The 23,399-nt window shown below is 67.9% G+C and carries 17 protein-coding genes and 1 pseudogene; 12 read left to right on the top strand and 6 right to left on the bottom strand.

All coding sequences use genetic code 11. The features are described from left to right. Positions 1 to 33: 33 nt before the first annotated feature. Together AC3IRM_RS14050 and AC3IRM_RS14045 are read right to left on the bottom strand one after the other, a co-directional pair. Positions 34 to 633 (bottom strand): TlpA disulfide reductase family protein, encoded by a 600-nt coding sequence (locus AC3IRM_RS14050; RefSeq protein ID WP_489203694.1) that lies wholly within the window; start codon positions 631 to 633, stop codon positions 34 to 36. Then, on the bottom strand, positions 630 to 3,068 hold the full coding sequence (locus AC3IRM_RS14045) for a protein-disulfide reductase DsbD family protein (RefSeq protein ID WP_489203693.1): 2,439 nt from the start codon (positions 3,066 to 3,068) through the stop codon (positions 630 to 632). Before AC3IRM_RS14045 ends, AC3IRM_RS14050 begins: the two co-directional genes overlap by 4 nt. A 499-nt stretch (positions 3,069 to 3,567) precedes the next feature. Here AC3IRM_RS14045 and AC3IRM_RS14040 point away from each other — a divergent pair, with 499 nt between their 5' ends. The 5 genes from AC3IRM_RS14040 (at position 3,568) to AC3IRM_RS14020 (ending at position 10,209) form a co-directional block, all read left to right on the top strand. After that, entirely contained in the window at positions 3,568 to 4,053 is a 486-nt protein-coding gene (locus AC3IRM_RS14040) for an acyloxyacyl hydrolase (protein WP_489203692.1), read from the top strand. A gap of 417 nt (positions 4,054 to 4,470) precedes the next feature. Then, positions 4,471 to 4,761, top strand: coding sequence for a co-chaperone GroES (locus AC3IRM_RS14035; protein ID WP_310155264.1), 291 nt, complete (start codon positions 4,471 to 4,473; stop codon positions 4,759 to 4,761). A 156-nt stretch (positions 4,762 to 4,917) separates the two neighbouring features. Then, positions 4,918 to 6,558: a chaperonin GroEL gene (gene groL / locus AC3IRM_RS14030; RefSeq protein WP_489203690.1), complete on the top strand. Its 1,641-nt coding sequence runs from the start codon at positions 4,918 to 4,920 to the stop codon at positions 6,556 to 6,558. A gap of 150 nt (positions 6,559 to 6,708) precedes the next feature. Further along, on the top strand, positions 6,709 to 8,901 hold the full coding sequence (locus AC3IRM_RS14025; RefSeq protein ID WP_489203689.1) for a hypothetical protein: 2,193 nt from the start codon (positions 6,709 to 6,711) through the stop codon (positions 8,899 to 8,901). A gap of 234 nt (positions 8,902 to 9,135) precedes the next feature. After that, the gene (locus tag AC3IRM_RS14020) at positions 9,136 to 10,209 is read left to right on the top strand and encodes a 3-deoxy-7-phosphoheptulonate synthase (protein ID WP_489203688.1); all 1,074 of its coding nucleotides are present in this window, start codon (positions 9,136 to 9,138) and stop codon (positions 10,207 to 10,209) included. Positions 10,210 to 10,288: 79 nt separating this feature from the next. On the opposite strand, the gene AC3IRM_RS14015 is transcribed toward AC3IRM_RS14020, so the two are convergent. Beyond that, positions 10,289 to 11,506: a BaiN/RdsA family NAD(P)/FAD-dependent oxidoreductase gene (locus AC3IRM_RS14015; RefSeq protein ID WP_489203687.1), complete on the bottom strand. Its 1,218-nt coding sequence runs from the start codon at positions 11,504 to 11,506 to the stop codon at positions 10,289 to 10,291. A gap of 113 nt (positions 11,507 to 11,619) precedes the next feature. On the opposite strand from AC3IRM_RS14015, the gene AC3IRM_RS14010 reads away from it, so the two are divergent. From AC3IRM_RS14010 to rpoH, 7 genes and pseudogenes are all read left to right on the top strand, one after another. Next, the gene (locus AC3IRM_RS14010; protein WP_489203686.1) at positions 11,620 to 12,834 is read left to right on the top strand and encodes an NAD(P)/FAD-dependent oxidoreductase; all 1,215 of its coding nucleotides are present in this window, start codon (positions 11,620 to 11,622) and stop codon (positions 12,832 to 12,834) included. A gap of 31 nt (positions 12,835 to 12,865) precedes the next feature. After that, positions 12,866 to 13,135 (top strand): annotated as a pseudogene (locus AC3IRM_RS14005) (GIY-YIG nuclease family protein); the annotation flags it as partial. A gap of 63 nt (positions 13,136 to 13,198) precedes the next feature. After that, positions 13,199 to 13,591, top strand: coding sequence for a GNAT family N-acetyltransferase (locus tag AC3IRM_RS14000; protein ID WP_489205932.1), 393 nt, complete (start codon positions 13,199 to 13,201; stop codon positions 13,589 to 13,591). Positions 13,592 to 13,665: 74 nt separating this feature from the next. Next, a complete protein-coding gene (locus AC3IRM_RS13995) occupies positions 13,666 to 14,784 on the top strand; it encodes a UDP-N-acetylglucosamine--N-acetylmuramyl-(pentapeptide) pyrophosphoryl-undecaprenol N-acetylglucosamine transferase (protein ID WP_489203685.1) in 1,119 nt (372 codons plus the stop codon). Next, the gene (locus tag AC3IRM_RS13990) at positions 14,781 to 16,409 is read left to right on the top strand and encodes a phytoene desaturase family protein (RefSeq protein ID WP_489203684.1); all 1,629 of its coding nucleotides are present in this window, start codon (positions 14,781 to 14,783) and stop codon (positions 16,407 to 16,409) included. Before AC3IRM_RS13995 ends, AC3IRM_RS13990 begins: the two co-directional genes overlap by 4 nt. A gap of 293 nt (positions 16,410 to 16,702) precedes the next feature. After that, positions 16,703 to 19,480, top strand: a complete 2,778-nt coding sequence (gene glnE, locus AC3IRM_RS13985) for a bifunctional [glutamate--ammonia ligase]-adenylyl-L-tyrosine phosphorylase/[glutamate--ammonia-ligase] adenylyltransferase (protein WP_489203683.1) — start codon at positions 16,703 to 16,705, stop codon at positions 19,478 to 19,480. Between the two features lie 199 nt (positions 19,481 to 19,679). Then, on the top strand, positions 19,680 to 20,558 hold the full coding sequence (gene rpoH / locus AC3IRM_RS13980) for an RNA polymerase sigma factor RpoH (protein ID WP_489203682.1): 879 nt from the start codon (positions 19,680 to 19,682) through the stop codon (positions 20,556 to 20,558). Between the two features lie 94 nt (positions 20,559 to 20,652). On the opposite strand, the gene AC3IRM_RS13975 is transcribed toward rpoH, so the two are convergent. The 3 genes from AC3IRM_RS13975 to AC3IRM_RS13965 form a co-directional block, all read right to left on the bottom strand. Then, positions 20,653 to 20,988, bottom strand: a complete 336-nt coding sequence (locus tag AC3IRM_RS13975) for a hypothetical protein (RefSeq protein ID WP_489203681.1) — start codon at positions 20,986 to 20,988, stop codon at positions 20,653 to 20,655. Between the two features lie 148 nt (positions 20,989 to 21,136). Continuing rightward, complete coding sequence (zupT, locus tag AC3IRM_RS13970; RefSeq protein ID WP_310155292.1) at positions 21,137 to 21,946, bottom strand: zinc transporter ZupT; 810 nt, start codon at positions 21,944 to 21,946, stop codon at positions 21,137 to 21,139. Positions 21,947 to 22,025: 79 nt separating this feature from the next. Then, positions 22,026 to 23,339: an NAD(P)/FAD-dependent oxidoreductase gene (locus AC3IRM_RS13965; protein ID WP_489203680.1), complete on the bottom strand. Its 1,314-nt coding sequence runs from the start codon at positions 23,337 to 23,339 to the stop codon at positions 22,026 to 22,028. Between the last annotated feature and the right edge of the window lie 60 nt (positions 23,340 to 23,399).

The raw sequence follows: 23,399 nt of genomic DNA, 5'->3' as shown, positions 1-23,399 counted from the left end.
GACGATTTTAAACGTTTGTTTGAATTCTTGCGCTCAGGGTGCGACCCATCCGTCGATCTCGCCATGGGCGAAGGGGCCGATCCGTTGCTTGAGCAACCGTCCATCGGGCGACAGCAACACGGTATAGGGCAGCACGCCGCGCGGATTGCCCAGGCGCACGCCGGCATCGGCCGGGCCGGGCGCATCCAGGGCGATGGTGTAGGTCACCGGAATCCGCTCGAGGAATGCGCGCACCGCCTCGGCATCGTCGAGGGCGAGGCCCAGCACCTGTACGCCGGTGTCGCCCTGTGCGCGGGCGAAACGGTCGAGCTCGGGCATTTCCTCGATGCAGGGCCCGCACCAGCTGGCCCAAAGGTTCACAAGCACCGGGCGACCGGCGTAGGCGGCTGGTATCTGGAGCATGGGACCTTCGAGGCCCGCAACTTCGAATGGCGCTATCACATCGCCCCGGCCCGCGACGGTCACGCCTTCGGGTGGCGCGGGGGCGGTCGCACTGAGCGTGTCGGCATAGAGACGTTGTCCGGCCTCGGTGCCGAGCAGCGGACCCGGGCCGCCGACGAACAGGCTGGCGAGCACGCCGAGACCGCCGGCGACGACCGCGATCGCGACGACGGTCAGCGGACCGACCTTCATTGCGCCGATCCCGCGCGTCCGAGCGCGTCGACGACGATCGCATCGCTGAGCAGCGCCGGCAGGACCACACCGTCACCGCCGCCGGCCGGATACACCACATAGAGCGGCACACCCACCGCGCCATGCGTTTCGAGGAAGGCGCCGATCTCTGGATCCACATTGGTCCAGTCGCCGACCATATAGGTGGCGCCCGCCTCTGCCAGCGCAGACTTGAACGTGGCGCCGGACAGCACCCGGCGCTCGTTGGCCTTGCAGGTCACGCACCAGTCGGCGGTCATGTTGACGAACACCGGCGTGCCGGCGGCCCGCAAGGCGGCCAAGCGCTCCGCGGAATACACGACGTGCGTGCCGCCTTCGGTGGCTGCGGCGGCCGCGGTTGCTGGCGCCGTCAGCCGACCGACCGCGACCACCGGCAGCAATGCCACCAGTGCGAGTGCCAGCGCGAGTCCGCGATGCAAGGGGTGGCCGGTCCAGCGACGCCGCTCGAACCACCACAGCGCCAGCGCGAGCACGGTCATGCCGGCGACCAGCAGCGCCATCGCGTCGACACCACGCTGCTTGCCGAGCACCCAGGCCAGCCACAGCGCGGTCAGATACATCGGAAAGGCCAGCGCCTGCTTCAGCGTTTCCATCCAGGCGCCGGGCTTGGGCAGGCGGTCGGCCAGCGCCGGCACCATGCCGATCAACAGGAACGGCAGCGCCAGGCCGAGGCCCAGCATCAGGAACACCGCCAGCGCCATCGGCGTGGACGCGGTAAAGGCAAAAGCGAGCGCACCGCCCATGAACGGTGCGATGCACGGACTGGCGACCACGCACGCCAGCACACCCGTGAAGAAATCGCCCACCGGACCGCTGCGTCCCGCGAGCGCCTGACCGACATTGCCGATGCGCCCGCCGAGATTGAAGACGCCCGACAGGCTCAGACCGACCGCGAACATCAGATAGGCGAGCGCGGCGACGAACCACGGTTGCTGCAACTGGAAGCCCCAGCCCATCGCCTGACCGGCGGCTCGCAGCGCAATCACGAGCAGGCCCACCAGCGCGAACGCTACCAGTACGCCGGCCGTGTACCAGAGCGCATGCGAGCGCGCAGCTGCGCGACTGCCGCCGCTCTTCGCGATGCCCAGTACCTTCAGCGACAGGATCGGCAGCACGCAGGGCATCAGGTTCAACAGCAGGCCGCCCAGCAATGCCAGGCCAAGCGCCGCGAACAGGCCGATCGATGTGTCGCTCGGCGGGCGCGTGCGCGCTGCGTTGTCGGCGCTCGCATCGGGGGTTTCGGCCTCGAGAGTCGCCGCGGTGGACGCGTCGATGTCGCCGGAGGCGACAGGCGGGAGGCCTTCGGGCGTCGCATTGTCGTTCGCATCGACGGCTGCGTCTGTCGCAGTGGTCTCCCCGGTCGAGGCAGGGCCCGCCAGCGCAGCCGCAGCTTCCGCTACGGTCTGCACGCGACCCGCTGGCAAGGCGACCCGCACCGTGCGGGTCATCGGCGGATAGCAGATGCCCTCGTCCTGGCAGCCCTGGAACGTGGCGACGACGTCGACCTCCACGGCGCCGGCAGTCGTACGTACCAGTGGCAGCGGCACGTCGACCTGGTCGAAGTAGACCGTGACGTCGCCGAAATGCGCGTCATGGTGCGACTGTCCCGTCGGCCAGCGCGGCGCGCCGGCGCGGATGCCGTCGGCGCCGCGGACTTCGAAGCGGTTGCGGTCGCGATAGAGGTAGTAGCCCTTGGCCGGGGTGAAGCGTAGGAGGATCGTGTCGCCATCGCCCGCGATGGCCTCGAACGCGAACGCGCGCTCCGGCGGCAGCGCATCGTTGGCGCCGGTGAGCGTGGGCGTGCGGCCGGCGTTGTTGCCGCCGAGGGCTTGGCCGAAGGCGGCGAAACCCGAATCGCTTGCGGCCGACGCGCGCGCTGCACCCGTCGCGCCACGCGGCAAGGCGACCTGCAGCGTGCGCGTCTGCGGCGGATAGCAGATGCCCGCGTCCGCGCAGCCCTGGTATTTCACTTCGATCTGCACCCTGTCGACGCCGTCGGCCGGCGCGCCGGTGAGCACGGCGGTGACCTGGCGGCGATAGGTCTCGACCTCGCCGAAGAACTCGTCGGTGTGCTTGCGGCCGTCCGGCAACTGCAGCGGATTGGTCTTGAAGCCGCTCTCGACCCGCGCGCCCATGCGGTGCCGATACAGGTAATACCCATCGGCGATGGCCCAGCGGATTTCGATCCGGTCCGGCGCGACCGCCTCGGCGGACACCTTCAGCGCCTCGTCGACCGGCAGCACATCGTCGAAGCCGATGCCCTGCGCCCAGGCCGGCAGTCCGGCGAGCAGCAGCACGCAGGCCAGCAGCCACGCGGTCACACGGCGTGGCGGGCCGGGGAAGGGGTGAGGCCGGCACTCGCGGCCGGAGATGACATCGGAGGAGGGCGCACGCATCGCGCCAGTATCGCAGGCCGTTGCAGCGGATGCCGAACGCGGATTCAGCGCCGACCGCTCAGCCCGGTTCGTCCGGGGCGAGCGCGCGGGTGACCCAGCGGCAGGCCGGCTGGCCGGCTGGCCGGCTGGCCGGCGCCGACGGGCATGGCGATCGTCTCCAGCCGCGCGCAGGGACGCAGCGTGGACAGCCGGTCCCGCCGCTCAGGCAGCCTCCCGGCGGGGTCTGGATCATCGGCAGCACTTCTTCATCGACCACCACGTCGTTTCCGGCGCGATTGAGCGGATGCGCTCCCGCGGGGAGGTTGCCGCAGGGAGCGCGGCAGTCCTCGCGTGGCCTGCACGGCCTCTCCACGCGACCGCGGCCACGCTTGCGCGCCGGCGGGCGGACGCAGTATCCCGTCGACGGGAGAATGCGGCCCTGCGTATTACTAAACCCGTCGGTATAATTTCCGACCTTTACAGACCCAGACGAATCGCCTGGCGGTTCCCACAGAGCTCGATGCGCCCGATCACTTTCTTCATTGCCGCAGCCGTGCTCGCCTGCGCCGCCTTCCCTGCCGCCGCCCAAGGCGCTCCCATCGAGATGGGTGGTGGCGCCTCCGCCACGCGCGACAACGAGACCACCTTCGTCGCGAGCGCCGCCTGGCTGCCCGAATGGCGGCGCACCGGTCACGGTGTGCTGCGCTGGGACGTCGGCGCGATCTACGTGCGCGGGCGCGACAACACGCGATTCGATCTGTCCGAAGACGCCGGCGTCTTCCATGGCGGTGCGCGCTATGAGCGCGATAACGGCTTCGTCGCCGGGTTCGGTGTCGGCGTGCAGGCTGGCCGCACCAGCGCACTGTCGGGCAATCCGCAGTTCGTCAGTACGGTGGGCTGGCGCTGGCAACGGTTCTCTCTGCTGGCCCGGCACATCTCCAACGCCAGTATCAAGCAGCCCAACGATGGCGAGACGATGCTGCTTGCGGCATGGCGCTTCCGCTGAGCGGAGTCCGCGCGGCGCGTTTCGAGACGGACCCTGGCGCGCGCATGGCGTCGACCCCGGTCTGCGTCACAGCCGCTGAGCACGCCGGGCCGCCTGCGACGTAGTTGCGCCGGCATGGCGCCTGGCGACGCGCTGGTGCGCCTGCATCTGCATGAGATGCCGACAAAGGCGGCCTGGACGCGCCCCCGCGCCGTTGCACGCTTCCTCGACGCTCGCCTGTCCACCCCCGGGCTGCCTGGGCGTTTGCGGATGCTGAAATTTTTTCGCGCCCGCCCTTGTAATCCGATTCCCCGCGCCCATCTCCCGTGCGGCCCCGGTTCTGCCGGGTGCGTGCGCCAGGATTTCTGGCACTCCCCTTGGGCGAGTGCTAGAATCGGCGACCGATTTCTTTCCAATCAACAACTTAGCGAGGCTGTAATGAGCAACCTGAAGCCGCTTTACGACCGCATTGTGGTCAAGCCTGTCGAGGCCGAAGAGAAGAGCGCCGGCGGCATCCTGATTCCGGACAACGCCAAGGAAAAGCCCACCAAGGGTGAAGTCGTCGCCATCGGCGAAGGCAAGGCCCTGGACAACGGCAGCGTGCGCGCGCCGAAGGTCAAGGTCGGCGACATCGTGATCTACGGCCAGTACGCGGGCAGCGCCTACAAGGCCGACGGCATCGAATACAAGATCGTCAAGGAAGACGACGTCCTCGCGATCGTCGGTTGATCGAACGCGGGATTCGGAATTCGGGCATTGGGATTCAAGGCGTTGAGCGCCGTTTTCCAGTCCGTCCGAACTGACCGCAATCCCGCTTCTTCGGTGGTCAACGGACGCGTGTCCGTTCACCCCTAATCCCCAAATCCAGATTCCGGAGTTTTCCAAATGGCTGCCAAAGAAATCCGCTTCGGCGAAGACGCACGTTCCAAGATGGTGCGTGGTGTCAACATTCTCGCCAATGCCGTCAAGGCCACCCTGGGCCCGAAGGGCCGCAACGTCGTGCTCGAGAAGAGCTTCGGCGCGCCGACGATCACCAAGGACGGCGTGTCCGTCGCCAAGGAGATCGAACTGGCCGACAAGTTCGAGAACATGGGCGCGCAGATGGTGAAGGAAGTCGCCTCCAAGACCTCCGACAACGCCGGTGACGGCACCACCACCGCCACCGTGCTGGCGCAGGCGCTGATCCGTGAAGGTTCCAAGGCCGTCGCGGCCGGCATGAACCCGATGGACCTCAAGCGCGGTATCGACCAGGCCGTCAAGGCCGCCGTCGCCGAGCTCAAGAAGCTGTCCAAGCCGACGGCCGACGACAAGGCGATCGCGCAGGTCGGCACGATCTCCGCCAACTCGGACGAGTCGATCGGCACGATCATCGCCGACGCGATGAAGAAGGTCGGCAAGGAAGGCGTGATCACCGTTGAAGAAGGCTCGGGCCTGGACAACGAACTCGACGTCGTCGAGGGCATGCAGTTCGACCGCGGCTACCTGTCGCCGTACTTCGTCAACAACCAGCAGTCGATGTCGGCCGAGCTGGATGACCCGTTCATCCTGCTGTACGACAAGAAGATCTCGAACGTCCGTGACCTGCTGCCCGTGCTCGAAGGCGTGGCCAAGGCCGGCAAGCCGCTGCTGATCGTCGCCGAGGAAGTCGAAGGCGAAGCGCTGGCGACCCTGGTCGTCAACACGATTCGCGGCATCGTCAAGGTCTGCGCCGTCAAGGCCCCGGGCTTCGGCGACCGTCGCAAGGCGATGCTCGAAGACATGGCCACCCTGACCGGCGGCACCGTGATCTCCGAAGAAGTCGGCCTGACGCTCGAGAAGGCGACCATCGCCGACCTCGGCCGCGCCAAGAAGATCCAGGTCTCGAAGGAAAACACCACGATCATCGACGGCGCCGGCGAGACCGGTGGCATCGAAGCCCGCATCAAGCAGATCAAGGCGCAGATCGAGGACACCTCGTCCGATTACGACCGCGAGAAGCTGCAGGAGCGCGTGGCCAAGCTGGCCGGCGGCGTGGCGGTGATCAAGGTCGGTGCGTCGACCGAGATCGAGATGAAGGAAAAGAAGGCCCGCGTCGAAGACGCCCTGCACGCCACGCGCGCAGCGGTCGAAGAAGGCGTGGTCCCCGGTGGTGGCGTGGCGCTGGTGCGCGCGCTGCAGGCGATTGGCGAGCTGCGTGGCGCCAACGAAGACCAGAACCACGGCATCGTCATCGCGCTGCGCGCGATGGAAGCGCCGCTGCGCGAGATCGTCACCAACTGCGGTGAAGAGCCGAGCGTCGTGCTCAACAAGGTCAAGGACGGCACCGGCAACTACGGCTACAACGCCGCGACCGGCGAGTACGGCGACATGATCGCGTTCGGCATCCTGGACCCGACCAAGGTCACGCGTTCGGCGCTGCAGAACGCGGCCTCGATCGCCGGTCTGATGATCACCACCGAAGCGATGGTCGCCGAGCTGCCGAAGAAGGAAGAGCCGGCGATGCCGGGCGGCGGCGGCATGGGCGGCATGGGCGGCATGGATTTCTGATCCAGCCTCAACCAGTTGCACCGTGAGACAGAAAACCCCGCCGCGAGGCGGGGTTTTTTTGTCCGGAGTGCAGGGCCGTTCGTCGCGCATCCTTCGGGCAGCGGGGACGCGTGGAGGCTGTCGTCACCGGCCATCGCCCATGCTGGGGGCATGTCGATGTCTGCTCCTGATCCGTGGTGGCGCGCGCACCGCACGGAGTTGCGTCGTGCGGGCGTCGTGCTGGCCGTGCTGTATCTGCTGTATCTCGTCGCGGCCAACCTGTTCCTCAACAGCACGTTCGGCGCGGATACGATCAACCGCAATCCCGAGCGCTTCCACGCGCGCTGGGACTGGGCGATGAGCCTGTATCCGGGGCACATCCACACGCGCGGCATCGTGATGGGCGGGCATGCACGGACCAACCTGTGGACCATCGCCAGTCCGCGCGCCAGCGGTCGCATCAAGCTGCTGCCGTTGCTGGGCCGCGAACTCGCCTTCGGGACGATCCGCGCGCAGCGGGTGTCGGTGCATGTCGGACGCACCCCGCACGACATGCCGACGACCCGCAAGCCCGGCAAGTCGCCGTGGACCCTGCGCTTCGATGCGATCACCACGCCCAGCCTGCTGCGAATGGACTTCTACGAGGCCCGCATAACCGGACATGGCGAGGCGCGGTTCGAGTTCGAGAAGACCCTGCAGGGCGGCGCGATGGAAGTCGGGCCGTCCACGCTGAAGATGCCGGATGCGACCCTGCAGGTCAGCGAGGTGACCCTGCTGCGCAACGGCAGTCTCGAACTCGACATCGAAATTCCCGCGCACATCCGCGAACAGGCGCAGGGCGAGGAAAAGCTGGTCCTGCTCGATGCGCGCATGCGCGTCGACGGGCCGGCGCCGGGCATCGATCTGGTCGCGCGCAACGACGACGCACTGCCGATCGGCACATCCGGCACCACGGGCCACCTGCGCGCCGATCTCACCTTGCAGCGCGGCGTGCTGATGCCGGGCAGTCGGCTGGACTGGTCGGCGCCGGTGTTCTCGCGCACCGCCGACGGCGAGGACGTCCGCCATCCACTGGGCGTCGCATTGCGCACGGCCGACGATCGCATCCTGGTCTCGGCACGCGTGCCGGAAGGCGCCGGCCAACCACCGCGCCTGCATGCGGATCTGCAGATCCACGACCGGCGTCTGGGCCCGGACGACTGGCTGCGGCCGTTGCGCGCCGTGTCGGGCCAGGTCGATGCACTGTGGCCGGCGGTGCCGCTGCGCTGGATCGACGTGATCCTCGACGACGTCGACTGGCTGTCGTTCGAGGGACGCGCGGACCTCGAGGCAGCTGTGCAGGTGCGTGATGGCGAGCTGGCTCCGGGCAGCCGGATCGATCTGCGCGATACACGGCTGCAGGCCACGGTGCTCGACAACCTGTTCCAGGGCCAGGCGCACGCGCGCATGCGGGTGGACGGCGACGATGCGTCGTCCCAGCGCACGCGCATCGACATCGTCATGGACCGCTTCGTGCTCGCGCCGGAAACCGCGCCCGACCGCGTGGACCTGCAGGGGCGCGACCTGCGACTTGATCTCGCGTCCACCGGCCCGCTGGCCGAATTCCACGAACGCCTGGACGCGCGGCTGCGCTTCGACGATGCCGAAGTGCCGGATCTGCGCACCTACAACCGGTATCTGCCTGGCGACAGTGCGCGCCTGCTGGCCGGCCGTGGCGTGGCCAGCGGCGATCTGCGTCTGGACAATGCGGGCGAGATGATCGAAGGCCGGATGCAGGTGAGCGGACAGGGCGTGCGTCTCGCGCTCGGCCCCTCGACGCTCACCGGAGACGTTCTGCTCGACAGTCGGCTCACGCGCATGGAGCGGGTGGGGCGGCACTACACGCTGGACGCATTGAAACTGCAGCTCGACGGCGTGCGTCTGGATGGCGCCGACGACGATGCGCCGCCGTCGTGGGCGCGCCTCGCACTGGAAGACGGCACCCTGGCCTGGCGCGAACCGTTCGAGGTCAACGGCCGCGGCCGCGTGGCGATGCGCGACGTCAGCGTGCTGCTCGGCCTATTCGCCGAACGCAGCGCGTTTCCACGCTGGATCGGCAATCTCATCGATTCGGGCGAGGCGAATGCGACCGGCATGCTGCGCGTGCGCGAGGACGAAGTGGTGTTCGACCGCGTCGAGGCGAGCAACGATCGCATCGACCTGCAGGCGCGGTTGCGCATCGCCGACGGCACGCCCAACGGCGATCTCTACGCGCGCTGGGGTGTACTCGGCATGGGCGTCGAGCTGCAGGGCGGCGAGCGCACACTGCATATCGCCGGCGCGCGCGACTGGTACGAATCGCGGCCGCCACTGCTGCCGGAGTGACCGCAGTCTGGCGCGATGGTCGCGACTGCAACCGTCGCAACGCCTGGAGTGCCGTGTTATCAATGGCGCCATGACCTCGCGCCCCGCCCGTTTTTTCTATTGGTACGCGTTTCCGACGCCACCGGCGGCGGACGGTCCGCGCGCGCCCTGACACCAGGTCGCACGACTTCCCGGAAGCCGCCAGAGACCCTGGCGGCTTTTTTCGTTTCCAGCCTTCCGTTTCCGAGATCGACCATGCCCCCGCACACCGATGACCTCCGCATCCGCGACCTGCAACCGCTGACGCCGCCCGCCACGCTGCTCGCCGAACTGCCCTGCAGCGAGGCGATGTCGACCACCGTTTCCGATGCGCGCGCCGCTTGCCACGCGATCCTGCACGGCGAGGACGACCGCCTGATCGTCGTCGTCGGTCCGTGTTCGATCCACGACCCGGTCGCGGCCATGGAATACGCGCACCGCCTGCGCACGCTGCGCGATACGCACGGCGACGCGCTGGAACTGGTGATGCGCGTGTATTTCGAGAAGCCGCGCACGACGATCGGCTGGAAGGGCCTGATCAACGATCCCGACCTCGACGGCAGCTTCCAGATCGACAAAGGCCTGCGTCTGGCGCGCGGCCTGCTGCGTGAGATCAATGCGCTGGGCCTGCCGGCGGGCGTGGAATTCCTCGACATCATCAGCCCGCAGTACCTCGCCGATCTGGTGGCCTGGGGCGCAATCGGCGCGCGCACGACCGAGAGCCAGGTGCATCGCGAGATGGCATCGGGCCTGTCGTGTCCTGTCGGCTTCAAGAACGGCACCGGCGGCGACGTGCGTATCGCGGTGGACGCAGTCGGCGCGGCCTCGCATCCGCACCATTTCCTCGCCGTCGGCAAGGACGGGCGCTGCGCGGTGGCGTCGACGGCCGGCAATCCGGATTGCCACGTGATCCTGCGCGGCGGCGTGGCGCCGAACTACGACGCGGCGCATGTCGCGGCGGCCTCCGGCGTGCTGCAGGCGCAGGGCCAACGCGCGGCATTGATGATCGACGCCAGTCATGCCAACAGCAGCAAGAATCCCGACAACCAGCCGAAGGTCATCGACGACATCGCGCGCCAGCTCGAAGGCGGCGAGCGGCGCATCGTCGGCGCGATGATCGAGAGCCATCTGGTTGCCGGCAAGCAGGCGCTGGTGCCGGGCACGCCGCTGGTCTACGGCCAGAGCATCACCGACGGCTGCATCGACTGGACGACCACGGTGCGCACGCTCGACCGCCTCGCCGATGCCGTGCGCACGCGTCGCGCGCGGGCGAACGCGCAGGCGGCCTGATCAATATAGGAGCGCGCTTGCGCGCGAAGGGCTTTGCCGCGAATGCCCATCGCGCGCGAGCGCGCTTCTGCAAAATTCCTTACGCCGCGCTGCCGGCGGCCATGCCTGACGCCCAGGCCCACTGGAAGTTGTAGCCGCCCAGCCAGCCGGTGACGTCGAGCACTTCGCCGATGAAATACAGCCCGGTCGCGTGCTGTGATTCCATCGTCCGCGACGACACGCCGCCGGTGTCCACGCCGCCCAGGGTGACCTCGGCGGTGCGGTAGCCCTCGGTGCCGCTGGCGACCAGCGGCCAGGCCTGCAGCAGCGCGGCAGTGTCCTGCAGCTGCGGCGGGGTGAACTGTTTCATCGGCCGGTTCGGCAGCCAGATCTCGCACAGGCGCTGGGCGAAGCGGCGCGGCATCAGTTCGGCCAGCACGTTCTTGAGTTCGGTGCCGGGCCGTTCGGCCTGCTGCGTCTGCAGCCACGCCAGCGCATCGCGACCGGGCAGCAGGTCCAGGCGCAGATCGTCGCCGGGCTGCCAGTAGGACGAGATCTGCAGGATCGCCGGGCCGCTGATGCCGCGGTGCGTGACCAGCATGCGGTTGCGGAAGAACGCGCCGTTGCAGCCGGCTTCGACATCGAGCGCGACGCCGGACAGTGCGTCCAGGCGTTCCTGGTGCTTGCCGCTGAGCGTCAGCGGCACCAGGCCGGCGCGCGTCGGCACCAGCGTATGGCCGAAGCTGCGCGCGAGGTCGTAGCCGAACCCGGTCGCGCCCATGCTCGGGATCGACAGGCCGCCGGTCGCGACGATCAGCGAGGCGCAGCGCAGGCGCCCGGCCGCGGTGTCGATCGCATAGCCGTCCTCGATGCGTCGCGGCAGCTGTACCGCGCAATGCGTGCGGACCTGCACGCCAACGGCATCGGCCTCGTCGAGCAGCAGTTGCACGATCTGCTTCGATGCGCCATCGCAGAACAGCTGGCCCAGTTCCTTCTCGTGCCAGGCGATGCCGTGGCGGTCGACCAGTTCGATGAAATCCTGCGGCGTATAGCGCGCCAATGCGGATTTGCAGAAGTGCGGGTTGTCCGACAGGTACTGCGCCGGCGTCGTCCCGGTATTGGTGAAATTGCAGTGGCCGCCGCCCGACATCAGGATCTTCTTGCCGACCTTGTTCGCGTGGTCGAGTACCAGCACGCGGCGGCCGCGCTGGCCGGCCGCGATCGCCGCCATCAGGCCGGCGGCGCCCGCGCCGAGCACGATGACGTCCCAGTCGGTGGACGGCAGGGCGGTGGAGGCGGGAGCGGGAACGACGGGCATCGCGGGACGGGTCGGGCAGGGGCGCGCAGTCTAGCGGGCGGCGGACGGGGGCGTCGTCGGCGCATTCACACGCGCGTGCCTAGGCTGGCGCACCTCCCTCCCGATTCAGGCGCATGGACCTCAAGAGCGGTTATCCCTTCTGGGCCGTGCGCAATGGATTGATGCATGCGTTTCCGCGGATCGAGGCCGACCTGGCCTGCGACGTGCTGGTCGTCGGCGGCGGCATCACCGGGGCGCTGATCGCCGACGAACTCGCCACGCACGGTCATTCGGTCGTCGTCGTCGAGCAGCGCGACATCGCCTGGGGCAGCACGGCCGCGAGCACCGCGCTGCTGCAGTACGAGATCGACACCCATCTGGTGGATCTGGCCAAGCGTTACGGCGAGGCCGATGCCGCACTGGCGTATCGCGCCTGCGGCGACGCGATCGACATGCTGGGCGAAGTCGCACGTGGCCTGCGCGATGTGGATTTCGAACGCGCCGACAGTCTCTACTACGCGAGCCGCAAGCGCGATGTCGCCAGTCTGCGCGAGGAATACGAGGCACGGCGACGGCATGGCTTCGACATCGAGTATCTGGAATCGGAAGCGCTGAAAGCCGAGTACCGGATCGACGCGCCCGCCGCGCTGCGCAGCCGGCAGGCCGCCCAGGTCGATCCCTACCGTTTCGCGTCGCGCCTGCTCGCGCGGCTGGTCAAGCGCGGCGCACAGGTGTTCGACCGCACGGCGATCCTCCGGCTCGATGCGCGTCCGCGCGATGTCGTCGCCACGACCGACAACGGTGCGCGCATTCGCGCCCGTCACGTGGTGATCGCGGCCGGTTATGCCAGCCAGCACTGGCTGCCCAAGCAGGTCGCGCGCAACCGCAGCAGCTATGCCTTCGTCACCGATCCGATCTCGGAGGCCCAGCTCGGCCCGCTGACCCACACCCTGGTCTGGGAAACCGCGCGGCCCTATCTCTACATGCGCACCACCGGCGACCGGCGCCTGCTGATCGGTGGCGAGGACGACGACGTCGACGTACCCGCGCGGCGCGATGCGCGCGTGGAGAAGAAGGCGCGCGTGCTGATGAAACAGATTGCCAAGATCCGTCCGGATCTCGACCTGACGCCGACCTTCTCCTGGGCCGGCACCTTCGCCGAGACCGAGGACGGTCTGCCGTTCTTCGGCCCGCATCCGGCGACCGGCAAACGCGTGCATTTCGCGATGGCCTACGGTGGCAACGGCATCACATATTCGATGCTGGGTGCAGGCCTGTTGCGCGCGCTGATCGAGCGGCGCAAGCACCGCCTCGCGGCGCTGTTCGCCTTCGAGCGACTCGAGCGCTGACAGCGCCGCGTGCGTATGGATAATCGGCGCGATGACTACACCGCCGCCCTGGCACCTGTACCTGCTCGAATGCCGCAACGGCAGCTGGTATGCCGGCATCACCAATGATCTCGATGCACGGTTTGCCGCGCACGTGGCCGGCCGTGGTGCGAAGTACACCCGCGGCAATCCACCGGTGCGCATTCTCGCCAGCCGCGGTTACCCGGACCGCGCCAGCGCCTCGCGGGCCGAGTGGCAACTCAAGCGCCAGCCGCGTGCGCGCAAGCTGGCGTGGCTGCAGGCGGTCGGGTCGACGCTGGAGATCCGCGCCGGCGGCCTCGACGATCCACGCGTCGTCGCGCTGCTGCAGACCCACCTCGATGCCATGGCCCTGCACTCGCCGCCCGAGAGCATCCATGCCTTGGACCTGTCCGGCCTGCGCGCACCCGGCGTGTCGTTCTGGAGTGCCTGGCGTGGCGATGCACTCGCCGGCTGCGGCGCGCTGAAGGATCTCGGCGACGGGCATGGCGAACTCAAATCGATGCGCACCGATACCTCGCATCTGCGTCAGGGCGTGGCCGCAGCGATACTCGCGCACCTGATGGCCACGGCCCGTGCGCAGGGCTGGCAGCGGCTCAGCCTGGAGACCGGCACCGCGGCGGCGTTCGCGCCCGCGCATGCGCTGTACGCGCGCCATGGCTTCGAGCCATGCGGCCCCTTCGGCGATTACGTCGACGATCCCTTCAGCACCTTCATGACGCGCTCGCTCGACGACTGAGCGCCGTGCGCGGGCGTGAACGCGCCGGGCGCACTGGCTATAGTCGTGCGCTGTCGTGATCCCCCAGGTTGTCCATGTCGCACGTGTCTCCCGCATCGCTTCCCACGATCGCCTGCGCCGCCGGCGGCACCGGCGGGCATCTGTTCCCGGCCGAGGCGCTGGCGCGCGAGCTGCAGCGTCGCGGGCATCCGGTCGTGATCTACACCGAGCGCCGCGGCGCGGCGTATACGCAAGCGCTGGCAGGGCTCGACCACGTGGTGCTGCCGGCGCGCAGCCTCGAAGGTGGGCTGTCGGGCAAGCTGGCCGCCGGCCTGACCATCCTGCGCGCGACGGCGCGGGCACGCGCCGATATGCGCCGCCGCGATGTGCGCCTGCTGGTCGGTTTCGGCGGTTATCCGAGCTTCGCGCCGGCACTCGCCGCCAAGAGCCGTGCGCTGCCGCTGCTGCTGCATGAGCAGGGCGCGCGGTTGAGCATGGCGAACCGCAAGCTGCTGCGCTTCGCCGATGGCGTGGCGACCTCGTTCCCGGATACCGCCGGCCTCGACGGTTTCGACGCCGCGCGCATCGTCGACACCGGCAATCCCGTGCGACAGGCGATCCTCGACGCGCGGGGCGACTATCCGCTGCTCGATGCAGCTGCTCTGCTGCGCCTGCTCGTGGTCGGCGGCAGCCAGAGCGCACGCGTCTTCGGCGAGGTCGTGCCGCCGGCGCTGCTGCAACTGCCCGAGTCGATCCGCCAGCGCCTGCAGGTTTCGCTGCAGTACAAGGGCGATGCGAGCGACCAGATCGAGCGCACGCTGCGCGCTGTCGGCATCGACGCGACCGTGCGCCCGTTCTTCGACGACATGGGCGCACGCTTGCGCGATGCGCATCTGGTGATCACCCGCGCCGGCGCGACCACGGCGGCCGATCTGTTGACTGTCGGCAGGCCCGCCATCCTCGTGCCGATTCCACAGGGCGGTTCGCGCGACGAGCAGCGCCGCAATGCCGAGACGCTGGCCGCGGCCGGTATCGGCTGGTGCGTGCCCGAACCCGAACTGACGCCCGAACATCTGTCGACGCTGCTCGCCGATGCGTTCGCCTCGCCGACGGTCCTGCCCGATGCCGCGCGCGCGTCCGCCGCGCTCGGTCGTCCGCATGCGGCCTCGACCCTGGCCGATCTGGTGCAGTCCACACTGGCCCGGCACACATGAGCGCAGCGTCCGACGACTGTGATGTGCTGGTCGTCGGCGGCGGCCACAACGGACTGGTCTGCGCGGCGTATCTCGCCGGCGCCGGCCTGCGCCTGCGCGTGCTCGAACGGAGTCGCGTCGTGGGCGGCGCAGCGGTCACCGAGGAGTTCCATCCGGGCTTCCGCAATTCGCTGGCGAGCTACACCGTCAGCCTGCTCAACCCGAACGTGATCGCCGATCTGCGATTGGCGCAGCATGGTCTGCGCGTGGTCGAGCGGCCGTACTCGAATTTCCTGCCGCTGCCGGACGGCCGTGCATTCCGTCTCGGCGGCCCAGAGGGCGCTGCCGAACTCGCGCGCTGGTCGCCGCGCGATGCCGCGCGTCTGCCTGACTACTACGCGATGCTCGATCGCGTGGTCGTCGTGCTGCGAACACTGATGCATGCCACACCGCCCAATGTCAGCGACCGCTTCGTGCTCGCCGACTGGCTCAACTCGCTGGGCGTCGCGCGGCAACTGAAATCGCTCGATATGCGCGGCCGCCGCGACCTGCTCGATCTGTTCTCGAAATCCGCCGGCGAACTGCTTGACGACTGGTTCGAATGCGAACCATTGAAGGCCGCGCTGGGCTGGGATTCGATCGTCGGCAATTTCGCCAGTCCCTACACGCCGGGCTCGGCCTACGTGCTGCTGCATCACGTGTTCGGCGAGGTCAACGGCAAGAGTGGTGTCTGGGGTCACGCGATCGGCGGCATGGGTGCGATCAGCGATGCGATCGCGACCGAATGCCGCGCGCGTGGCGTGGTGATCGACACCGACGCTGAAGTCGCCCAAGTGCTGGTCGAAGGAGGTCGCGCGGTCGGCGTTGCGCTGGCCGACGGGCGCACACTGCGCGCAGGCGTGATCGCGTCCAACCTCAACCCGAAGCTGCTGTACACGCGCCTGGTCGCGCCCGAGCATCTCGACGAGGACACCACCGCGCGCATCCGCCGCTATCGCTGTGGTTCGGGCACGTTCCGCATGAATGTCGCACTGTCGGAACTGCCGGACTTCCGCGCCGCCCCAGGCACCACGCTGCAGCCGCATCACCAGAGCGGCATTCTGATCGGCGATTCGCTCGCGTATTTCGAGCGTGCGTATTTCGATGCGAAATCGCGCGAACAAAATCCGGGCTGGGCGCGCGCGCCGGTGGTCGAACTGGTGATCTCGTCGACGCTCGACGACAGCCTCGCGCCATCCGGCCAGCACGTCGCCAGCCTGTTCTGCCAGCACGTCAATCCGGTCATCGGGGATGCCGACGGTGGCTGGGACGCGCATCGCGACACGGTCGCCAAACTGATGATCGACACCGTCGACGCACGGGCGCCGAACTTCGCGCGCAGCGTGCTCGGCTATGACGCGCTGACCCCGCTCGACCTCGAACGACGGCTCGGCCTCGTCGGCGGCGACATCTTCCACGGCGCACTCGGCCCGGACCAGTTGTTCAGTGCGCGGCCCGTGCTCGGGCAGGGCCATTACCGCGGCGCACTGGGCGGGTTGTACCTGTGCGGCTCCGGGTCGCATCCGGGCGGCGGCGTCACCGGATTGCCAGGACGTAACGCCGCGCGCGAGATCCTGCGCGATCTGCGGCGGGGCCCAAAACCCTGAACAGGCGGGTTTTTTGTGGCCGCCATCCATGGCAGCCACCCGCCGGGCCGTCGCTTCGCGACGTCAAAAATCGCTGGGCGATTTTTTGAACCCGCCGGTATCGTTTTGCAATGCAGCGTGCAAAGCGGTAACGACTCTTTCACTATCGCCCTGCACCCGACGTGGGGGAGGGAGCAAGGCCCGCAACCGGTTTACCGGTCGCGGGCTTTTTTTTGCCTGGTGTTTTTTGCAGGTCACGCCGAAACACCACGCGTCCAGGCTCGATATCCGCATCGCGATGCGACAATCCGCGGATGCCTGACACTCCGTTGCTGCCCGAACTCGACGCCCAGCTCGACCGTCTGGTCGCGCGATTGCCGGAACACGTCCGCAGCGATCCCGATTCACTCGCACGCATCCGCCCGGTGGCGCTGACCAGCGATTTCGCGCTCGACGTATTGCAGCGACAACCGGACGTACTCGCACAACTGCTGGAAGACGACGCGCAACACGGCATCGCAGCGCCCGTGCTCGACGCGGGCAATCGCAGCGAATGGCCGGCTTTGCTGCGTCGCTATCGCACCGCGTGTTCGACGCGGCTGGTCTGGCGCGATGTGCACGGTCTCGATGATGTGGATGCGACGCTGGCTGGCAGCACGGCGCTGGCGGAACAATGTCTGACGCTCGCGCTCGATGCGCTCGAAGCCGAGTTTGCGCAGCGCTACGGGCGCGTACGCGATACCGACGGCAATGTCGTGCGGCTGGTCGTGTTCGGCCTCGGCAAGCTCGGCGGCGGCGAACTCAATTTCAGTTCCGACATCGACCTGATCTACGGTTTCGCGAACGCAGGCGAGAGTGACGGCGCGCGTGCGCTCGCGGCCGAGGACTACTTCACCCGGCTCGGCCAGCAGCTCGCCAAGCTGCTCGACGAAAACACCGGCGACGGTTTCAGCCATCGCGTCGATCTGCGGTTGCGCCCGTTCGGCAGTGCCGGGCGCATCGCCTTGAGCTTCGCGGCGATGGAGCAGTACTTCCAGCACGAAGGTCGCGACTGGGAGCGTTACGCCTGGCAGAAGGCGCGTCCGGTCGCTGGTGACATCGAGGCCGGCGAACGCTTCCTGACCCAGCTGCGGCCCTTCATCTATCGACGCTATCTCGACTACGGTGCGCTCGACGGCCTGCGGCAGATGAAGGCGATGATCGCGGCCGAGGTTGCGCGAAAGGAGCTGTCCGACGACATCAAGCGTGGCGACGGCGGTATCCGCGAGATCGAATTCCTGGCCCAGGCGCTGCAGCTGATCCGTGGCGGCCGCGAGCCCGCGCTGCGCGACCGGCGCCTGCTGCCGACGCTCGACGCCTTGCACGCGCATGCGCAGATCGACGCCGACACACTGGCGTTGCTGCAACACGCGTACCGGCATCTGCGCCGGCTCGAGAACCGTCTGCAGATGCTGCGCGACGCGCAGACGCACAGGCTGCCTGCCGATCCGCTGGACCAGCTGCGGATTGCGCGCGGACTTGGTTACACAGATTGGGACGCACTCGTTGATGCGTTGCGCGACGTGCGTGCCTCGGTGGCGGAGGAGTTCGATGCATTGTTCGCCGTGCGCAGCCAGCAACGTGTGGCGACTGCAGACAACGATCTCACTGGTTACTGGACGGCTTTGCCCGAGGGTGGCGAGCGCGCGGTGCTGGAGGCGGCCGGTTTCAGCGACAGCGCCGACGTCGACACCGCGCTGCGCGATTTCGCGCGTTCGCCGAGCGTGCGCGATCTGTCCGACAGCGCACGCACGCGACTCGACCGGTTGATGCCGATCCTGCTGCAGGCATCGGCGCCCGCCGATCGCCCCCTGCAGGCGATCCGCCGGCTGCTCGCGCTGCTGCACAACATTCTGCGACGTGCGAGCTATCTGGCCCTGCTCGATGAACGCCCGGCCGCGCTGGCGCGTCTGGTCGACGTGGTCAAGCGCAGCGCGTTTCTTGCCGAACGCCTGGCGGCGCATCCGTTGCTGCTCGACGAACTGCTCGACACGCGTGATGAAGGGCCGCTGCTGCCGCGGGGCGAAATGGCCCAGGCCTGCGCGCGCGCGCTGCGGCAGCCGGATCTGGAAGCGGGCCTGCTGGATCTCAACGAGACGCGGCAGCAACTGAGTTTCCGCATCGCGCTCGCGACGCTGGATGGTCGCCAGTCCGGCCAGGACGCGACGCGTCAGCTGGCGTGGCTGGCGGATGCGGTCGTCGATACGGTGCTCGCACTGGCCAGGCGCGATCTCGAAGCCATGCATGGCGCATTGCCGGACGCGCGCTTCGCGGTGATCGGCTACGGCAGCCTCGGCGGCGAGGAGCTGGGCTTCGGCTCCGATCTCGACCTCGTGTTTCTCTATGACGCGCCCGCCGACGCGCGGTCCACCGGTGCGCGTCCGCTCGATGCACAGCGCTGGGCGGCGCGCCTGGGACAGAAGATCGTCGCGCTGCTGGGCACCGTGACCGGCGGCGGCCGCCTCTACGACGTCGACGTGCGCCTGCGCCCGGACGGCGGCAAGGGGCTGCTGGTGTCGTCGCTGGCCAGCTACGCGGAATACCAGCGCGAGCGGGCCTGGACCTGGGAGCACCAGGCGCTTGTCCGCGCGCGCTTCGTGGCCGGGCATGACCCCATGGCCGCCGCGTTCGAAGACGTGCGCCGCGACATTCTGGCGACGCCGCGCGATCCGGCGAAGCTGCACGAGGACGTGCTGTCGATGCGGCGACGCATGCGCGCCGAACTGGACCGCAGCGCCGGGGATCGCTTCGACCTCAAACAGGGCAGGGGTGGCCTGGTCGATCTGGAATTCCTGTTGCAGTGGCTGGTGCTGCGCGAGGGGGCGACACGCCCCGCGTTGCTCGCCCCGCGCGCCACGCCGCTGCTCTTGGAGGCGGCCGGGGCCGAAGGTCTGCTCAATGCGGGCACCTGCGCGGACCTGCGAGCGGCCCACGCCACGCTGCTCGAACTCGGGCTGGGCTGCACGCTGGACCGCCGGACCCGGATCGTGGTCGAGACACCCGGACTCGAAACCGCCCGCGAGACAATCCGTTGCGCGGGGGATTGGACCTGAATAGGTCGGGTTTCATGCCGGGTTGGCGGTCGGGAATGCAGACTTGTCCATTGATTGCAGAGTTTCCTGAAAGCAGACGCGACAATCCTGCTGGTGAATAGAAGTCAAACGATTTTCCGAGGTCGTTCTGTGAATGGAACATTCGGGAACTCCTGTGCGTCTTAGCAGTCAGACCTGTCGACTGCTAACATCCCTCCCCATGAGCACGCAGACCATGTCCCACGCCCTGGTTGCCAACAGCCTCCCGACCCTCAGCCCGCTGGGTTCGCTGGATGCCTACATCGGCGCCGTGCACCAGATTCCGGTGCTGTCGGTCGAAGATGAGCAGGCGCTGGCGCAGCGTTACCGCGACGACGATGATCTCGACGCCGCACGCGAGCTGGTGCATTCGCACCTGCGCTTCGTCGTGCACGTGGCCCGTGGCTACAACGGCTACGGTCTGCCGCTGGGCGATCTGATCCAGGAAGGCAACATCGGCCTGATGAAGGCGGTCAAGCGCTTCGACCCCGATGTCGGCGTGCGCCTGGTGAGCTTCGCCGTGCACTGGATCCGTGCCGAGATGCACGAGTTCATCCTGAAGAACTGGCGCATCGTGAAGGTCGCCACGACCAAGGCGCAGCGCAAGCTGTTCTTCAACCTGCGCAAGAGCAAGAAGCGCCTGGGTTGGCTCAACGCGGCCGAGGTCAAGGCGGTTGCCGCCGACCTCAACGTGTCCGAGCGCGAGGTGCTGGAGATGGAGTCGCGTCTGTCGGGTCGCGATATCGGTTTCGACGCGCCGGCTGGCGAGGACGACGACAATGCGCCGCCTGCGCCGGTCGCCTACCTGGTCGCCCGCGACGAGGATCCGGCCCAGCTCTACGAGCGGACCGACAGCGAGGACAACAAGCTCGACCTGCTGCGCGAAGGCATGGCGACGCTCGACGCCCGTTCGCGCGACATCATCAGCCGCCGCTGGCTCGACGACGATCACAAGGTGACGTTGCAGGAGCTCGCCGACGAGTACGGCGTGTCCGCCGAGCGCATCCGCCAAGTCGAAGCCAACGCGCTGAAGAAGATGAAGGCGCTGTTCGCGGCCTGATTTTCGATTTATTGCTGTAGATGAAACGGCCCGCTTGCGCGGGCCGTTGCGTTGGGGCGATAGGAGAGCCCTCTTGCAGTATCCGAGCGTTCGATCAGGACACAGGCGACATCTCGGCAATCAATTCCTTCAGCATATTCATAGCCTGCATACAGGTCGGAGCCGTTGCGGATACCTCGACGCCCGTGCCTCCGGGAATGGAGACGGTCGCGGTAACGGTGCACGATTCGCTGGCTATGCCTGCTTCGAGGCCCGCTGCGCTCTCGCGAGCAACTTTGATGTCCGTCAGCGTCAGATTGCGGACCTCCGCGTAGTTCTGCAGATCCTGGACGATGATAGACACGTTCTCGGCTTGGGAATTTGCCGAAGCAATCGGCGCCGTAGCAAACGCCATTGCGAGCATCGCTGAAAACAAGACTTTCGACGTCATGTCCCACCTCTTCCTTGAAAGTGAGATTCAAGGTTGAACAAGGGGGGCGGGAACTCGCTGTGAAAGGGGGGTTATCTAATCGTGATCCAAAACCTCTCAGGGTCGCTGAGCAACAGATTCCGCCCGGTGTGCGTGAGCTATATCCCGCTCACCACTTGAACAGCACCAGGCTGATCGCCAGCGCCGCCATGCCCGAGACCAGGCCGTACACCGTTTCGTGGCCCTTGGCGTAGCGCTTGGCGGCGGGCAGCAGCTCGTCGAGGGCGAGGAAGACCATGACGCCGGCGATGAGGCCGAAGACGACGCCGAACACGGGCTCCGACAGGAACGGGCGCAGCACCGCGTAGCCGATCAACGCGCCCAGCGGTTCGGCCAGGCCCGACAGCAGGCAGGCGAGGAAGGCGTAGAGCTTGTTGTTGGTGGCGAAGTACACCGGCACCGCGATCGCGATGCCTTCGGGGATGTTGTGGATCGCGATCGCGAACGCGAGCGGCATGCCGACCCCCGGGTTCGACAGCGTGGCGAAGAACGTCGCCAGGCCTTCGGGGAAGTTGTGCGCGGTGATCGCAACGGCGGTCAGCAGGCCGACGCGCTTGATGTAGCTGGTGTTGTGCTCACGGAAATAGGGGTCGTCGACTTCCAGACGCTCGTGTGGATTCGGCACGAGACGGTCGATGCCGACGATGAACAGCAGGCCGCCGAGAAACGACAGCGTGCCCCAGGTGAAACCGAGCTGTTCGCCGTAGGCGTTGGTGAAGGCGAGGATCGACTTGTCGAGGATCTCGGTCAGCGACACGTAGACCATCGCGCCTGCCGCGAACGCCAGGCCGAACGACAGCAGGCGCGCATTCGGCTGCTTCGCGAACAGCACCAGCAGGCTGCCGAGGCCGGTCGCCAGGCCAGCCGCGGTGGTGACCGCGAGCGCGATCCAGAAGTTGTGGGTCGAGATTTCGAGCATGCGCGAAAACGCCGGAACGTGTGGAGGGGAAGAGACTCAGCCCGGCTGCGGATCCGGCTTGGTGGGGCGCGCGGCCATGCTAGCCGATGCGCGGTGTATCGGGTCCGTCACTGTCAGGCTGCATGGCCGGTTCTGTATCCAGCGGCGGTCCGAAGATGATCCGCGCCGCGCGCTGGTAGCTCCAGTACGCCCAAGTCCAGTTGAGCAACACGACCACACGGTTGCGGAAGCCGATCAGGAAGAACACGTGGGCGATCAGCCAGAACCACCAGGCGAGCACGCCGGAGAGTTTCAGGCGGCCGAAATGGACGACCGCGGCCATGCGCCCGATCGTCGCGAGATTGCCGAAGTCGCGGTAGGCGAACGGCGTCGTCGCCTGGCCGCGCAGGCGCGCGCGGATGCTGGTCGCGACATGCCGCCCCATCTGCTTGGCGGCCGGCGCGACACCCGGCACCGGCTGACCGTTGCTCTGGATCGCAGCGAGATCGCCGGCAACATAGATGTCGGGATGGCCCGGCACACGCAGATCCTGATCGACCTGGACCCGGCCGGCGCGGTCACGCGGCGCGTCGAGCAGGGCGCCGAGTGGAGACGCCGCCACGCCCGCGGCCCAGATCACCGTCTTCGCGGCGACGCGCCGATCACCGAGGCGGTAGCCGTCGGCATCGATGTCGGCGACCGGCGTGCCGGTCTGCACCTCGACGCCGAGCTTCTGCAGCTGCCTGCGCGCCTTGTCCGACAGATCGTCCGGGAATGACGACAGCACGCGTGGCCCGGCTTCGATCAGACGCACCTTTGCGAGGGCCGGATCGATGTTGCGGAATTCGCTGCGCAGCGTGTGGCGTGCGATCTCGGCCAGCGTGCCGGCGAGTTCGACACCGGTCGGGCCACCGCCGACGACGGCGAAGCTGAGCCAGGCGGCGCGTGTGTCGGGATCGGTTTCGGCCTCGGCGCGCTCGAAGGCGAGCAGCAGCTTGCGCCGCAGCAGCAGCGCATCGTCGAGCGTCTTCAGCCCGGGCGCATGCGCGGCCCAGTGGTCGTTGCCGAAGTAGGCATGGGTCGCGCCCGCAGCGAGCACCAGCGTATCGAAAGCGAGCGTGGTGCCGTCGGCGAGCGCGAGTGTCTTCGTGGCGGTTTCGATGCCCTGCACCTCGGCCAGCCGCACTTCGACGTTGTCCTGGCTGCGCAGGATGTGGCGCAGCGGCGCGGCGATATCCGGCGCCGACAAGCCTGCGGTCGCCACCTGGTAGAGGAGCGGCTGGAACAGGTGATGGTTGCCGCGATCGACGAGGGTGATCCGCACCGGATCGCGCGCCAGCGCACGCGTGGCCCAGAGGCCGGCAAAACCACCGCCGACGATGACGACGTGGGGAATGCGATCGGAGCTGGGCATGGGATCGACGTGCGTGGGCTTGGCCGATTGTAGGCGGCGGCCCCGGGAACACTTCGTCAA

Source organism: Luteimonas sp. KH_071 (genome assembly GCF_057838005.1).
This window is presented reverse-complemented; position numbering and strand designations above follow the sequence as displayed.

Bases quoted from the DNA above. Each gene is read 5' to 3' on its own strand.
- zupT (WP_310155292.1), bottom strand. From the start codon at position 21,946: ATGCTCGAAATCTCGACCCACAACTTCTGGATCGCGCTCGCGGTCACC.
- AC3IRM_RS14025 (WP_489203689.1), top strand. From the start codon at position 6,709: ATGTCGATGTCTGCTCCTGATCCGTGGTGGCGCGCGCACCGCACGGAG.
- AC3IRM_RS14035 (WP_310155264.1), top strand. From the start codon at position 4,471: ATGAGCAACCTGAAGCCGCTTTACGACCGCATTGTGGTCAAGCCTGTC.
- AC3IRM_RS14015 (WP_489203687.1), bottom strand. From the start codon at position 11,506: ATGCCCGTCGTTCCCGCTCCCGCCTCCACCGCCCTGCCGTCCACCGAC.
- AC3IRM_RS13990 (WP_489203684.1), top strand. From the start codon at position 14,781: ATGAGCGCAGCGTCCGACGACTGTGATGTGCTGGTCGTCGGCGGCGGC.
- AC3IRM_RS14020 (WP_489203688.1), top strand. From the start codon at position 9,136: ATGCCCCCGCACACCGATGACCTCCGCATCCGCGACCTGCAACCGCTG.
- rpoH (WP_489203682.1), top strand. From the start codon at position 19,680: ATGAGCACGCAGACCATGTCCCACGCCCTGGTTGCCAACAGCCTCCCG.
- AC3IRM_RS13965 (WP_489203680.1), bottom strand. From the start codon at position 23,339: ATGCCCAGCTCCGATCGCATTCCCCACGTCGTCATCGTCGGCGGTGGT.
- AC3IRM_RS14000 (WP_489205932.1), top strand. From the start codon at position 13,199: ATGGCCCTGCACTCGCCGCCCGAGAGCATCCATGCCTTGGACCTGTCC.
- AC3IRM_RS14050 (WP_489203694.1), bottom strand. From the start codon at position 633: ATGAAGGTCGGTCCGCTGACCGTCGTCGCGATCGCGGTCGTCGCCGGC.
- AC3IRM_RS13995 (WP_489203685.1), top strand. From the start codon at position 13,666: ATGTCGCACGTGTCTCCCGCATCGCTTCCCACGATCGCCTGCGCCGCC.
- AC3IRM_RS13975 (WP_489203681.1), bottom strand. From the start codon at position 20,988: ATGACGTCGAAAGTCTTGTTTTCAGCGATGCTCGCAATGGCGTTTGCT.
- AC3IRM_RS14040 (WP_489203692.1), top strand. From the start codon at position 3,568: ATGCGCCCGATCACTTTCTTCATTGCCGCAGCCGTGCTCGCCTGCGCC.
- AC3IRM_RS14045 (WP_489203693.1), bottom strand. From the start codon at position 3,068: ATGCGTGCGCCCTCCTCCGATGTCATCTCCGGCCGCGAGTGCCGGCCT.
- glnE (WP_489203683.1), top strand. From the start codon at position 16,703: ATGCCTGACACTCCGTTGCTGCCCGAACTCGACGCCCAGCTCGACCGT.
- AC3IRM_RS14010 (WP_489203686.1), top strand. From the start codon at position 11,620: ATGGACCTCAAGAGCGGTTATCCCTTCTGGGCCGTGCGCAATGGATTG.
- groL (WP_489203690.1), top strand. From the start codon at position 4,918: ATGGCTGCCAAAGAAATCCGCTTCGGCGAAGACGCACGTTCCAAGATG.